This is a genomic window from Streptomyces sp. NPDC107538, assembly GCF_055657445.1.
Window position 1 is genome coordinate 231,714 of sequence record NZ_JBVKAY010000011.1, and the last position, 12,487, is coordinate 244,200.

Genomic DNA, 12,487 nt, shown 5'->3' on the forward strand with positions numbered 1-12,487 from the left:
GCACCACGGCACCGTCCGGCCGCATCAGTCGTCCCTGCCCGTCGTCCTGCTCGGCAGGCAGACCTGGCGGGCCCAGAGGCCGAGGAGCGCCATCCCGCCGACCCACAGCGGTACCGGGTCGTCGGCGAGCGGCGCCAGCGCGTAACCCAGCGCCGACACCGTGCAGACGGTCAGGGGAACGAACGCCGCGGCCCCCTCCATCCCCGATCGCAGCATCGGCCGGCCGGAGCCCAGGACGCCGGCCCCGCCGGGCACCCAAGGACCGACCGCGACGATCAGTAGTCCCACGGTGCCGCAGACATCGGCCACGTGGGACGACAGCGCCTCGTGGCCCGCCGCACCCACCCGCGACAGACGCAGGGTGTCGCCGACCAGCATGAGGCACACTCCGACGATCGCCACCCAGACAGTGGCCTGTCGGTCGCTCCGTACGAGACGTCGCAGCGCGAGCAGAAAGCCGAGGAACACCACTTCCGAGGTCCACAGGACGCCGAGCATCCCCGTCTCCGGCCGCCAGCCGTCCCCGGTCCTGCCCAGGAGCACCCATCCGGCCATGAACACGGCCCCGGCCATGACGGCCCCGTCGAGTACGCGCCGCAGCCACGCCCGCCACCCGGTACCGGCATCGGCCGCGACCACCAGACCGGCCATCCCCAGCCCGACCGTGACCGTCACCCCGGCGACCACCGCCGGACCGGCCGACCCCGCTGCGTCCGGTGCCGGTTGCGGTTGGCTCGACAGGGCGACGAGGGAGGCCCGATAGGCACCTCCGGCGATCGCGGAACCCGCCACCAGGAGCAGACGGGTTCGCACCCGCCCTCGTGTGCCCCAGGCACGGAGCAACAGGGACAGAGCCAGCACCAAGCAGCCGACGGACGGCCCGAGGGACAACGACAACGTCCTTCACCCTCCCCACGGCTACCAGATCCCGACACAGACCGTACGAAACCCGTACCGGCACCGGGTGACGAAGTCCGCTGATTCACTCGTGTTGCGTAACGGGGGACCGGACCGTGACCTTGTACGGTCGGCCGCCGCTTCGTGCGGGTGAAGGCGCGCGACCATCCGGACGCCGACAGCGTGGCGTGCCGTCACCCGTGGCGTCTGTGGTGTGCCCTGAGGCCTCGTGACGGCTCACGGCTGAAGGAGATGCACATCATGTTCGGACAGACACAGGCGTTCAGCGGCTTCGCGGTCGACGACCTCGGCGCCGCCCACCGTTTCTACGGCGAGACTCTCGGGCTGCGGGCGGAGGAGTCCGGGCAGGGGGACATGCGGATGCTGACCCTCACGCTCGGCAGCGGCGCGCGGGTCTTCGTCTACCCGAAGGAGACGCACACCCCGGCGACGTTCACGCTCCTCAACTTCCCCGTGGACGACATCGAGTCCGCCGTAGACGAACTGGAGCGGCGCGGTGTGCGTTTGGAGCGCTATCCCGAGTTCGACCACGACGACAAGGGCATCGTCCGGGTCGGCGACGGCGGCCCCGCGGCGATCGCATGGTTCACCGACCCGGCCGGGAACGTCCTCTCCGTACTCCAGGAGAACTGACGAGCGGGGCCGGTCGGAGTCGGGACAGAGACTTAGCTGAGTTCGGTGGTCCGCGGATGTCGAGAACGGACCACCGGCTCCGTCCCAGGGACATCAAGGGCCGTCAGCGGTCACGACCGGCCGCGCGAGGCAGAGGGAGAAGGGAGAAACGGCATGGCGATTCAGAGGATGGACAACGTCGGCATCGTCGTCGAGGACCTGGATGCGGCCGTCGCGTTCTTCCAGGAGCTGGGTATGGAGCTGGAGGGCAGGACGGAGGTCCAGGGCCCCGTCGCCGACCAGTGCACCGGACTCGACGGCGTCCACTGCGACATCGCGATGGTCCGCACCCCCGACGGTCACAGCCGGCTCGAACTGGCGAAGTACCGCAGCCCCAAGGCGATCAGTGCCGGTCCGCGCAACCCGCCGCACAACACCCTGGGCACCCACCGCGTCATGTTCGCCGTCGACGACATCGAGGACACCGTGGCCCGCCTGCGCCCTCACGGCGCCGAACTCGTGGGCGAGATGGCCCGGTTCGAGGACAGCTATCTGCTCTGCTACGTCCGCGGCCCCGAGGGCATCATCGTCGGACTGGCCGAACAACTGAGCTGAGAACCAGGCTGAGCGCCCACGTCAGGGATTGCTTGTCGAGCCCTGGCTGTCCCCGATTGCCGAGGGCTGGACAGCGCTTCTGCGCCCGTGCGTACGCCTGCGCCGAGCCGACGACGACGCAGCCACCGACGCCGACACAGCCGCCGCCGAGCGCCGGATCGTGGCCGTTCTCGGCGGGGCCCCGGAGCTTCCGGTGGGACCGGCTGGCAGGAGGGAACCCTGCTCTTCTTCTACTTCGACGGCTCATCCGCTCCGCAGACCTCGCCGCCCACCGCTTCGACCGGGCCCGGCTCACCGTGCAGGGCTAACGGCCCAGGACTTGGCCGTACTTGATGGCCCCGTGGGGCAGTGCGAAGCCGAACGGGGTCAGTGACTTGCCCGGCGGGTACGTCTCCTCGGTGCTGCTCGGGACGAACCAGACGCCACCCGACCTGGGCTCGCCGGCGTTCTCCCCGGGCGCGCTCACCGCGGTGTCCCACAGGCCGTCGCGGTTGTAGTCGCCCACGGTCACCTGGGCGCCGAAGCGGTCGCCTGCCTCGGCCGCGCCGGGCATGTTCGGGGTGCTCTGGCTGCGGGCCAGACCGCCGTGGAGGCCGTGCTCCGTACCGTTCAGGACGACGTACCCGCCCGCTTCCTTCACGGTGCCCACGTCCTCACCGGGCACGCCGATCACCAGTTCCGGGCGGTGGTCGCCGTCGAGGTCGCCGGCGGACAGCGCGGCGCCGAAGTCGTCGCCCTCCTCCGCGGCGCCACCGACCTGCGGGCTGGACTGCGTGACGCACTCGCTCTCGGCGCCGAAGGACGAGGTCTTCGAGCCCTTGAGCAGGAGCACCGCTCCGCCGAGCCGGTCCTCGCAATGCGTCGTCCCGGACTCGGGGTTGGGCTGTACGAGGCCGACCGCGAGGTCGTCGGTGCCGTCCCGGTCGAAGTCGGCGGTGGCGAGCGCACTGCCGCGGTCGGCGTCGGCCCACCACTGGGCGGGCTTGTCCTGGTCGTCCCAGCGCGTGATGAAGGTGCCGGAGTCCTCCAGGCCCTGCCAGGTGGTCGCGAGGTCGTCCCGGCCGTCGCCGTCGAAGTCGCCGGTGACCAGGTCGCGGGTGCTGCCGCCCATGCTGTACCTGCGCACGGTGGTCGTGGTCACCGGGTCGGCGGTGAGCGGGCCCGGCCGGAAGCGGAGCGCGCCGTGCTCCTCGCCGTTCTCCCCGTACGCGAGGTCGGTGTCGCCGTCGCCGTCGTAGTCCCCCGTGGCGACGGTACGGCCGATGCTGCTGTACTCGGACGTTCCCCTGGCCACGGTGGTGCCCGTGACGTTCCACTGCGAGCCGTCCAAAACGGTGATGGTGCCCTCGTCCTTGAGCTGATCCGAGGTGAGCGACTCACCGCTGGCGCCGACGACGAGCTCGAAGACGCCGTCGCCGTTCACGTCGACGGGTGCCACGGAGGAGCCGAAGCGGTCACCGGCCTCGGGTGTGCCGGGAATGCCGGCCTCGGCCTGGCTGATTTCGCCGGTCGACTGGCTCGGGCTCTGCGGGCCGCCGTAGATCACGCTGACGTAGCCGGCTCTGGCCTTCCCGTTCACCGTGGCGTCAGGCATGCCGACCGCGATGTCCGCGTAACCGTCGCCGTTGAAGTCGAACCGCGCGGCCGACGCCGCCGCGGCGCTCCCGGCGAGCGGCAGGGTCAGACCGGCTGCGGTGAGTGCCGCGACGACGGCGGTGGCGGCCAGGGTGCGTGCGCGCACAGTGAACTCCCATGGTCGAAGGAGGAATTGAGGGGTGAAGGCGTACGGAGGCATGAGGGGAACAGGAACAGGAACACATACGTCAATGCCGCGCCAGCCCCTGATCACCGGGCCGACGTCGCGCTGGGGCGTGCGTGGGGCTCCGGAGAGGCGGACGACGGAGGATGGCTGGGGTGCAGGGTGGGCGACAGCGGCGCCAGCGACTCGCACAGCGCGGAAGGGAAGGCGGGCTCCCTGCGCTGTATGTCCCGGCAGCCTCCGGCCGACGTCCTGATGATGGGCTCCCAGCCCGTTTCCTCCGCCCGGTAGAACCAGCGGTCGCCCAGCCGGGCCGAACAGGCAGGATCCGTCGAGTAGTCGCCGCAGGCCGGCCCCGTGCGCCAGGAGAAGTCCAGTACCAGCCACTTCCCGTCGCACTTCTCCGAGTCCCGGATCGTGTGTTCGGGCGCGCCGACAGCCATCAACGCCTGGTAGTAGGAGTCGGCTGTGCAGCCCGTGGCCGGCGGTGTGCACCCCAACTTCCCGCACAGCCGCAGCGCGGGCGGGTCGGCGCCCTCGGCGGTGAAGCGCGTGTAGTTGTCGACGATCACGTCCCGGGCACCCAGCGGCTCGGGCAGCCTCACCGTCGCCGTGGAGGTCTTCTCCTCGGTGCACCGGGAAGCTCTGTCCCCGGACGGCGAGGTGAAGGTGACCTGCACCCGCGCCAGGTCCGTCATCGGGTCGGTGAGCACTGCCTTGAGCTTGCGCACGCACGCGTGGGGGCCGCTGGGCACCTGCGTGTCGACGGACAGCGTGCGGCCGTCCGCGCTGAGACGCACTCCGGTGACCGCGGACGGTTGCATCGTCGTCCACGGGATCGGTTCGGTTCCCGCCGACGAGGGTGAACTTCCCTCGCCCTGACCGGCCACCAGAGTCCCGCACCCGCCGACGGACAACACGGCAACGGCACAGAGCAAGGCGGCAACGACCGCCCGACGCACTCCACCTGATCGTCGCATCCGCCCTCAATCCCCCCGCCACGCGCCGACGTCGCCCAGGTCAATATAGGGCGGTGGCCCGCACGCATGTTCGCGAGGGCGTTGAGGAAGTCGAGGAAGGGGGGTTCTGCCGACGGTCGGCGTGCTGCCGCCGCGTAACCGTGCCGGTGTCACTCCTGGGCGCCAAGTAGCGGCCGACCGTCGGCTCAGCCCCCCACCTCAATCATTGCACAGTGCAATGTTTGCCGCCAGTGGTCCGCCCCGATCGAACCGCCTTTTCTGGAAGCCGCTTTGGGGAGGAGGCTGCGAGAAGCTGTGCGATGGGGAAGCTGTGCGTGGGCCCGGCTCGTGCGGAGGCAGAGCGGTGGGCCCACGCTCATCGCGTCGCGCCGCAGAACGACTGACAACGACGGAGAACAACGGAGAACGACGGAGAACAGCTGAGCACGACTGCTGCCCTGACACCGATGCGGTCGGCAGCGGGGTCCCCTACTTGGGGGAGACGTCCTCTTCGACCTCCTGGAAGGTGGAGGCGTCGACGAGGCCCGTGTCCTCCAGGACCTCCATGTGGTCCAGGACGGTCTGGTTGGCCTGACGGGCGTGGCGGCGGATGAGATCGTTCTGGGTGGCGGCCCGGACCTCACCGATCGTGGCGAAGATCTTGCCGTGCGAGGCGCGAAGGACGTTGGCGAAGAGCTTGTCGAACTCCTCGCCCTGCGCGTTCTCCAGATTCCGGACCCACTGCTGCTGTTCCTCGGTGGCCTCGTTGGGGAGCTCCACACCGAGGATCTCGGCGTCCTCGCGCACGAGCTGGTCCAGCTTGCTGTGCCCGTCGATCAGGTGATCCCCGGCCCGCTTGACCGCCTCGTTGGAGGCGTTGGTCTGGGCGAGCCGGCCGGCCGGGATCTCCCAGAGGCCGGCCTGACGCACCTTCACCAGGAACTCGCGGTCCACATCGGTCACGGTCAGGTCGGCACCGCTCTGGCCCGCCGCCGCCTGTCCGGCGCCGCCGGTGGTCACGTGGCCGCCGGCATGCTGGGCCTGGCCCGCCAGCGTCGGGTTGGCTGAGGCTTCGTCGCTGCCCGCCCTGATCGCGACGACGGCCGCGGCTATCACGGCGAGCACGGCGGCGATGATCGTGATGGTCCGCCTCGACGCCCGCGTGGGTACCGCGTGTCGGTTCGCATACATGTGTTCTCCCGGTCGGGTAGAGAGTGAATCCTCCAGGTCAGTAGGAGTGGACACCTGTTGCGGCTGGCACGGCACGCAGCGAGAAATACGCACGAGCACGCGGAGATGTTCAAGGCGTGGTCAAAAACAGTCGCCCAGGACGCACTTCGTACGTGAGGACGCGGGCGCGGCGCCGGCCGGAGTCCGGGTGTGGCCCGTGGATCGACCGGGGGTCCAAAGGTCTGTTCCGTTGTGCCCGATGATCACGGTGGGCTTGAGTGGCGGCGGGCTGGTTCGTCGGTGCCTGCCGTAGGCAATCAGCCGGCATCCGGGGTGTCCTGGTCGTCCTGGGCGAGGAATTCCGTCGTGAGCTCCATGCATCGCATCCGGGCGGGAGACAAGTCGTACGGCATGGTGGTGACCGCTTCGAAGGCGCTCATGGGTGCGTCTTCTTCGCCCGTCAGGTCGGCGTCGTAGATCTCGAAGAGCTTCTCCTCGGCCGTGTCCAGCCCGTCCGCCTCGATGGCCCGCATCAAGGCCTTGTGGTGGGCACAGTGCTGCGCGGCGAGCTCTTCGACACGCGGGTCATGGGGATCGACGCTGTCGTCGAGGGCGGCGTCGGCCGCGTCGAGGCGGTCCGCCTCGGCCCGCAGGTCGGCATGGGTGGCCAGCACGATGAACACGCTGGCCTGGACAGCGGCGCCCAACGGCCCGAAGACCCGTTCCGTGACCAGCAGGGCATCCAGATCGGAAGGGCGCAGGGCGTCCGGCGGCAGGTGGCTGAGCCGGTCCGTCACCAGGGGGGAGAGCAGACCCAGCGGGCTGCCCACGACCCGCAGGCGCCGGACTGCCGCGCGCTGACGCTTGATCTCGGCCTCCTGAGCGGCCAGGGTCTCCTCCAGCCGCCCCAGGGTCTCCTCGATGTCCCGGGCTTCATCGAAGGCGGCCCGGATGTCGTCCAGGCTGATTCCGGTCTCCGCCATCTTGCGGATCCACATGAGGCGGATCATGTCGTCGTAGCCGTAGCGGCGGCGATTGTCACCGCCGCGCTCGGGCTCCGGCAGCAGACCGATCTGGTGGTAGTGGCGGATGGCGCGTGGGGTGGTCCCGGCGAAGGCGGCGGCATCACCGATCTTGACCTGGCGGGGAGGCGTGACGGAGGGGTACATCGCAGAGCGAGCCTTTCTTGCGGTGGTGCCTCGACGACACCACATGCCGCTACGGCAGGTGCAACCACGCGCACCCCGACACCACCGAGGGCCAGGCCCGATCACCACTGGGGAGATCCAACTGGCCCGCTGACACCTTGACATGATCTGGAGTGGGTGTAGCCCGGTGGTCGCGAGGCCGTCTATGTGGGCAACGCCCCGCTCTGCTCAGCCTTCCGGTGGCGGGCGGAGAGGCGGGAGCCGGACTCGCGGCGGGCGGCGCGGCGCAGGAGAGGGACCGCGAGGAGGAACCCCAGGACGGCCCAGGCGGTCAGGACCAGGGCGACCATGGGCAGTTCCCAGGCCCCCGCCGCCTCGGCGGCCCGTGCCGAGTCCGGGAGCAGCGCCGAACGCAGGCCCTGCGCCATCCACTTGAGCGGGAAGACCGCGGCCACGTGCTGCACCGGCACGGGCAGCGCGGTGATCGGGAACACCGCCCCCGAGGTGATCAGCAGCCCCATCGTCGGCAGCATGATCAACGCCAGCGCTTCGCGGGGGTTGGGCAGTACGGCGCCTATGGCCGCGCCGAGCGGTACGACGGCGAGCAGCCCGAGCGTGGTGACCCACAGCAGCGTCAGCCAGGCGCCCGGCCCGTGCGGCAGTGGTCCGTCCACCAGCAGCGCCCCGGCGGCCAGGAGCAGTGCCAGGGAGCCGACCGCCATGACGACGATCACCAGGCATTTGGCGATGAGGTAGGCCGGTATCCCGCCGGGCGTGGCGCGCAGCCGCAGCAGAGCGCCCTCCTCCCGCTCGGTCACGAGGATCTGGGGGAGGCTGATCAGCCCGACCTGGAACAGCAGATAGGCGGCGAAACCCGCCAGCACCAGATGAGTCATCGGGGTCAGGGTGCCGGGCACATCGTCGTCGATGTAGGCGGCGACGAGCAGCGCGACGACCACGTTGGTCAGATGGCCGGACATCTCCTTGCCGTTGCGCAGGAGGTGCCGCAGCTCGATTCCGCCGCGCTGGAGCCCGGCACGCCAGCTGTTCGTCCTGCTGGTCCCGCTCGTCCCGCTCGTTCCGCTCGTCCTGTCCGTCATTTGTGCCCCCTCGTGCAGCCGGTGCCCCTCATGCGGCCGGTGCCTCCTCGTCCGCGTCCCTGTCCTTGCCGTCGGTCCCGTCCTTGCCGTCGGTCCCGTCCGTGGCGTCGGCCCCGTCCGTGCCGTCGGCCTCCCGGTGCACCATGTGCAGATACGTGTCCTCCAGCGTCGGGCGGCGGACCTCCAGGTCGGGGATCGGGCCGGCCGCGTGCCGGTGGAGTTCCCAGACCAGCCGTGAGGGGTCCTCGGTGCGTTCGCGGCGGGGCGTCCCGTCGTCGGCCGTCCAGCGGACCTCGGCCTGGGCGGCGGCTCGCCGGCCCAGTTCCACGGGTGTGCCACAGGCCCTGATCCGGCCGCCGACCAGCATGGCGATCCGGTGGGCGAGCCGCTCGGCCTCGGCTAGGTCGTGGGTGGTGAGCAGGACGGTGACGCCCTCGTCGCGGGCCAGCCGTTCTACCAGGACGTGGAACTCGTGCCGCGCCTGAGGGTCGAAGCCGGTGGTCGGCTCGTCCAGGAAGAGGAGTTCGGGGCGGCCGACGATGCCGAGCGCGACGTCGAGGCGCCGGCGCTGGCCGCCGGACAGCCGGTCCACCTGTTGGCCGGCCTGGTCGGTGAGGCCGACCAGAGCCAGCAGTTCGGCCGGGTCGCGCGGGTCGGGGTAGTACAGCGCGAAGTGCCTCAGCAGTTCACCGACCCGCCAGCGGCGGTGGTCGCGCCAGGACTGAAGGACCAGCCCGATCCGGGCCCGCCACGCGTCACCGCCCCGCTCCGGGTCCACACCGAGAACGCTCACCTCCCCGCCGGAGCGCCGCCGGAAGCCCTCCAGGATCTCGACGGTGGTGGTCTTGCCCGCGCCGTTGGGCCCGAGCAGCGCGAAGACCTCGCCGCGGTGGATGTCCAGATCGATGCCGCGCAGGACGTCGACAGCGCCGTACGCCATGGTCAGATCGCGTATCTGGATCACGGGCTGGACGTCGGTGCGCTCGAACGTCGTCATCGGCCCGCCTCCGCGTGGGGTTGCTGTTGTGCCGCCCCGGTCCCGGTCCCGGCCGCGGGTCCGGCGCTGTCGACGATGGCCCGGAGCGCCGCCACATGTCCCTCGAAGGCGGTGCGACCGCGGTCCGTCAGCCGTACCTTCGTACGGCGGTTGCGGCCGCCGCCCTCCTTCAGGATCTCCAGGTATCCGGCTTCCTCCAGGGTGTGCAGCTGCTTGGAGAGCGCGGAGTCGCTGAGCGAGAGGCTGTCGCGGACGAACGCGAAGTCCGCCCACTCGGTGGCGGCGAGCAGCGCGACCACCGACAGTCGGGTGGCGGGATGGATCAGCTCGTCGAAGCCGGAGGGGGTGCTCATCGGCCCGCCTCCTCGTCGGCCGCCGGTGCGCCGCCGCTGCGTACCGAGTTGGCCGCCCAGCGGTTGGCGGGACCGAGGGAGAGCAGATATACGGCCACCGAGGCCGTGGCCTGGACGGGGCCGGCGTAGATCGGCGGCAGTGACCCGGTCAGGTGGTCCGCCAGCACGATCGTCCCGCCGACCAGCACCGCCGCCGCACCGAACGCGGCCCACATACGTCCGGGGCAGCGAGTGTGGTGCAGCCGCATCCGGCTCCTGCGGCTGCTCATCACGACCAGCACGCCCAACAGGCCGGCGTAGACGGCCACGAACAGTACGACGCCCCACTGGGGCAGGTCCATGCCCACGCCGGCAAGGAACACCCACATGAGCGCGGCCGTGCCGTAGGTCATGCCGCGCCCGCCGGACACGGTGTGCTCGAACTCGTCGTACACCCGCTCCTGCGGCACCCGGATGCGCTGGAGATCCTTCCATGCCTGTTCGGCATCCACCGGCATGCTCACGGCCATCGCCCTCCCGTCCCCGATTACTTTCCTACCGGGAAAGTTACTCTTGACTTTCCTGGCAGGCAAGTCGGAGGGATTGCCGGTGCGGGGAGCGGCGTCGAGTCGGTATCGCCGGTCCTCTTTCGGGTTGTGGGGGTGTGTCAGGGGTCGCTGCGGGATGCCAGTGCGGCGTGGGCGGCGGTGAGGCGTTGGGAGTCGCTGCGTGGTGAGTGGTGGCCGGCCGGGCCGGTGATGATGTGGGGGCGGCCGAGGACGATCTCGCCGCCGGTGCCGTCGATGGTGATGAGCGTGCCGTCGTCGAGGGGGAGACCGCCGACTGTCGCGGAGCCGGAGCCGGAGCCGGAGCCGGAGCCGGTGTCGGTGTCGGAGCCGGAGCCGGTGTCGGTGTCGAAGGTGAGGTTGGTGACGCCCACGACCGCAGGTGTGCCCAAGGCGCGGGCGACGATCGCGGCGTGGCTGGCCGGTCCGCCTCGCGCGGTGACGATCCCGGTGGCGGCGGCGAGGCCGCGCATGTCGTGCGGGGAGTTCTCCGGGCGCACCAGGATGACCGGGGTGTTCCTGGCCAGGCGCACCGCCCGCTCCGGGGTGGTCGCCACCCGGCCGATCGCGACGCCCGGGCAGGCGCCGACTCCCCGTGCGAGGACGGGGGTCTCCTCGGACGGGGCGATGCGCGGCGTACGGACGTGCTTGAGGTGCTGGGTGGAGATTCTGCGGAGTGCCTCGTGCCGGTCCGGCAGACTGGCCCGTCTCCGTCTCTACGACCTCCTCGGCCGCCTGTGGCGGGTCTTCGCGGCCGGAGAACTGCCGCGGTTGTGCGTCGTGTTCGGCGACGACAGTGCGATCCCCACCGTCCTGGGCGGGGACTCGGTCGACGACGGAACCGAGTTCGCCGTCCGGGTGGCCGACGGCCTGATCGTGGCCCGCGCACAGGGACGCGGCGCCGGCCACACCGTGGCCCGCCACGGCGACACTTGCTGAGCCTGTGATCCCCCTCGTCAGGAGTGGCTCCACCGGTCAGGACCGGTGTTCGCGCAGACCGGTCGTCACTCCTCAGCCGAGGTCTGCTTCCGCCACCTCCACCGCCGGAGTGCGTCGGCCCGGTGGTCGTGTGCAGGCCTGCCAGGGCGTCGGCGACGGCGGGCGTACGGTCCGGGGAGGCGGCCAGCGCCGACAGGGCCGCACCCCGGTGGACGGCATCTGGGTCCTCGGTCAGCAGGAGCAGCGCTCGGGTGGTGTCCGGGAGAGGTCGTCGTCGTGCATGCTCGCCGTACACGCCCTGAGCCGTACCTCGGCGTCCGGGTCGCGCATGAGGGTGAGCAGGGCGGCCCTCGCTGCCGGGGTGTGGGGAGCGTGGTCTCTCCACGTAGTACGGCGCACTGTGCCCGCGCGGCAGAGAATCCCGCACGCCTGGACGAAAGTCGTGAGAGGAGAGGCTCATGGGGTCGATGTCCCGAGCCGTTCGGCGAGGAAGGTGATGATCTCGTTCCGGGCCTGCGTGGTGGGGTGGCCGACCTGGTCGACGAGGTGTGCCGTGACGACGCTGTGGGCGCAGCCGACGACGTCACGGAAGAAGGGCGGAGGGTTCGTGTTCGCGGTCTCGGCAGCGAGTACGCGGCCGTCGAAGGCGTCCCCGAGCAGCGCTCGGTAGGCCGCGAACCGCTGACCGGTGCACCACCTGTCGTTGTCGAAGCGGTAGGCGAGAACCTGCAATCCCTCTCGCGCCACGCGTTCCGCCACGGCGGCCGCGTCTTCGTCGCTGATCTCCAGCCCGCCGGGATCGTCCAGCGGAAGCGAGGGATGGTTGACCACTGGTGCGATGACAGCCGGTTCGAGCGCCATGGTCAAAGCGAAGTTGCCGGTGAAACACAGGCCGACGGCGCCGACGCCAGGCCCGCCGCGCTCGGCGTGCGCCAGGCGGGCGAGGCCGCGCAGCCAGGTGACGACGGGGCTGGTGCCGCCACCGGCGAAGGCCCGGAACTCGGCACTGACACAGGCGCGTCGAACGACGGTCCCGCCTGACTCGGCGAGCGGATAGGCGCCGTCGACACCGAACAGAGAGGGCATGTACACGGAGAAGCCGGCATCACGCACCCACCGCGCGAACCGCGCGACGTCGGGGCTGATGCCCGGCATCTCGGGCATGAGGATGACCGCCGGCCCCGACCCGGCGACGTACACGGTCTTGTCGATGTCATCGACGCTGACGGCTCTCCGTGAGAAGTCGTCCAAGGGGTCGCTCTGGTCGCTCTGGGCGCTCTGTCCTCGCGTGATGGTCATGACCGAGATGATGACGAGCGGGCCGCCCTCGTGAGAAGCGGCGGCATCGCCATGTATCACGGTAATATCGCCA

The 12,487-nt window shown here is 70.6% G+C and carries 14 protein-coding genes; 3 read left to right on the plus strand and 11 right to left on the minus strand.

The features are described from left to right. Positions 1-24: 24 nt before the first annotated feature. Positions 25-813, minus strand: coding sequence for a hypothetical protein (locus ACZ7MG_RS32390; RefSeq protein WP_471381621.1), 789 nt, complete (start codon positions 811-813; stop codon positions 25-27). Positions 814-1,158: 345 nt separating this feature from the next. Here ACZ7MG_RS32390 and ACZ7MG_RS32395 point away from each other — a divergent pair, with 345 nt between their 5' ends. Then, positions 1,159-1,551, plus strand: a complete 393-nt coding sequence (locus ACZ7MG_RS32395) for a VOC family protein (RefSeq protein ID WP_471381624.1) — start codon at positions 1,159-1,161, stop codon at positions 1,549-1,551. 153 nt (positions 1,552-1,704) lie between these two features. Then, positions 1,705-2,145, plus strand: a complete 441-nt coding sequence (locus ACZ7MG_RS32400; RefSeq protein WP_471381626.1) for a VOC family protein — start codon at positions 1,705-1,707, stop codon at positions 2,143-2,145. A gap of 304 nt (positions 2,146-2,449) precedes the next feature. On the opposite strand, the gene ACZ7MG_RS32405 is transcribed toward ACZ7MG_RS32400, so the two are convergent. The 9 genes from ACZ7MG_RS32405 to ACZ7MG_RS32445 all read right to left on the minus strand — a co-directional run bounded on the left by ACZ7MG_RS32405 (position 2,450) and on the right by ACZ7MG_RS32445 (position 10,733). Further along, positions 2,450-3,886 (minus strand): FG-GAP and VCBS repeat-containing protein, encoded by a 1,437-nt coding sequence (locus ACZ7MG_RS32405; protein WP_471381629.1) that lies wholly within the window; start codon positions 3,884-3,886, stop codon positions 2,450-2,452. A gap of 104 nt (positions 3,887-3,990) precedes the next feature. Next, on the minus strand, positions 3,991-4,884 hold the full coding sequence (locus tag ACZ7MG_RS32410) for a hypothetical protein (protein WP_471381632.1): 894 nt from the start codon (positions 4,882-4,884) through the stop codon (positions 3,991-3,993). A 468-nt stretch (positions 4,885-5,352) separates the two neighbouring features. Continuing rightward, positions 5,353-6,054 (minus strand): DUF4142 domain-containing protein, encoded by a 702-nt coding sequence (locus ACZ7MG_RS32415; RefSeq protein ID WP_471381634.1) that lies wholly within the window; start codon positions 6,052-6,054, stop codon positions 5,353-5,355. A gap of 296 nt (positions 6,055-6,350) precedes the next feature. Next, positions 6,351-7,202: a MerR family transcriptional regulator gene (locus ACZ7MG_RS32420; RefSeq protein WP_471381636.1), complete on the minus strand. Its 852-nt coding sequence runs from the start codon at positions 7,200-7,202 to the stop codon at positions 6,351-6,353. Between the two features lie 182 nt (positions 7,203-7,384). Next, complete coding sequence (locus ACZ7MG_RS32425; protein WP_471381638.1) at positions 7,385-8,281, minus strand: ABC transporter permease; 897 nt, start codon at positions 8,279-8,281, stop codon at positions 7,385-7,387. Between the two features lie 28 nt (positions 8,282-8,309). Continuing rightward, the gene (locus tag ACZ7MG_RS32430) at positions 8,310-9,278 is read right to left on the minus strand and encodes an ABC transporter ATP-binding protein (protein WP_471381641.1); all 969 of its coding nucleotides are present in this window, start codon (positions 9,276-9,278) and stop codon (positions 8,310-8,312) included. Further along, on the minus strand, positions 9,275-9,631 hold the full coding sequence (locus tag ACZ7MG_RS32435; protein WP_471381643.1) for a transcriptional regulator: 357 nt from the start codon (positions 9,629-9,631) through the stop codon (positions 9,275-9,277). Before ACZ7MG_RS32435 ends, ACZ7MG_RS32430 begins: the two co-directional genes overlap by 4 nt. Then, complete coding sequence (locus ACZ7MG_RS32440) at positions 9,628-10,140, minus strand: hypothetical protein (RefSeq protein WP_471381646.1); 513 nt, start codon at positions 10,138-10,140, stop codon at positions 9,628-9,630. The genes ACZ7MG_RS32435 and ACZ7MG_RS32440 overlap by 4 nt, the downstream gene beginning before the upstream one ends. A 137-nt stretch (positions 10,141-10,277) precedes the next feature. Next, positions 10,278-10,733: a PEP-utilizing enzyme gene (locus ACZ7MG_RS32445; protein ID WP_471381647.1), complete on the minus strand. Its 456-nt coding sequence runs from the start codon at positions 10,731-10,733 to the stop codon at positions 10,278-10,280. 103 nt (positions 10,734-10,836) lie between these two features. Between ACZ7MG_RS32445 and ACZ7MG_RS32450 the strand changes: the two genes are divergently transcribed. Beyond that, positions 10,837-11,115: a hypothetical protein gene (locus ACZ7MG_RS32450; protein ID WP_471381650.1), complete on the plus strand. Its 279-nt coding sequence runs from the start codon at positions 10,837-10,839 to the stop codon at positions 11,113-11,115. 456 nt (positions 11,116-11,571) lie between these two features. On the opposite strand, the gene ACZ7MG_RS32455 is transcribed toward ACZ7MG_RS32450, so the two are convergent. After that, on the minus strand, positions 11,572-12,414 hold the full coding sequence (locus tag ACZ7MG_RS32455; RefSeq protein ID WP_471381652.1) for a dienelactone hydrolase family protein: 843 nt from the start codon (positions 12,412-12,414) through the stop codon (positions 11,572-11,574). Between the last annotated feature and the right edge of the window lie 73 nt (positions 12,415-12,487).

Excerpts from the sequence above, each read along its gene's own strand:
- ACZ7MG_RS32415 (WP_471381634.1), bottom strand. The coding sequence starts at position 6,054 with ATGTATGCGAACCGACACGCGGTACCCACGCGGGCGTCGAGGCGGACC.
- ACZ7MG_RS32420 (WP_471381636.1), bottom strand. The coding sequence starts at position 7,202 with ATGTACCCCTCCGTCACGCCTCCCCGCCAGGTCAAGATCGGTGATGCC.
- ACZ7MG_RS32410 (WP_471381632.1), bottom strand. The coding sequence starts at position 4,884 with ATGCGACGATCAGGTGGAGTGCGTCGGGCGGTCGTTGCCGCCTTGCTC.
- ACZ7MG_RS32435 (WP_471381643.1), bottom strand. The coding sequence starts at position 9,631 with ATGAGCACCCCCTCCGGCTTCGACGAGCTGATCCATCCCGCCACCCGA.
- ACZ7MG_RS32430 (WP_471381641.1), bottom strand. The coding sequence starts at position 9,278 with ATGACGACGTTCGAGCGCACCGACGTCCAGCCCGTGATCCAGATACGC.
- ACZ7MG_RS32400 (WP_471381626.1), top strand. The coding sequence starts at position 1,705 with ATGGCGATTCAGAGGATGGACAACGTCGGCATCGTCGTCGAGGACCTG.
- ACZ7MG_RS32395 (WP_471381624.1), top strand. The coding sequence starts at position 1,159 with ATGTTCGGACAGACACAGGCGTTCAGCGGCTTCGCGGTCGACGACCTC.
- ACZ7MG_RS32425 (WP_471381638.1), bottom strand. The coding sequence starts at position 8,281 with ATGACGGACAGGACGAGCGGAACGAGCGGGACGAGCGGGACCAGCAGG.
- ACZ7MG_RS32455 (WP_471381652.1), bottom strand. The coding sequence starts at position 12,414 with ATGACCATCACGCGAGGACAGAGCGCCCAGAGCGACCAGAGCGACCCC.
- ACZ7MG_RS32440 (WP_471381646.1), bottom strand. The coding sequence starts at position 10,140 with ATGGCCGTGAGCATGCCGGTGGATGCCGAACAGGCATGGAAGGATCTC.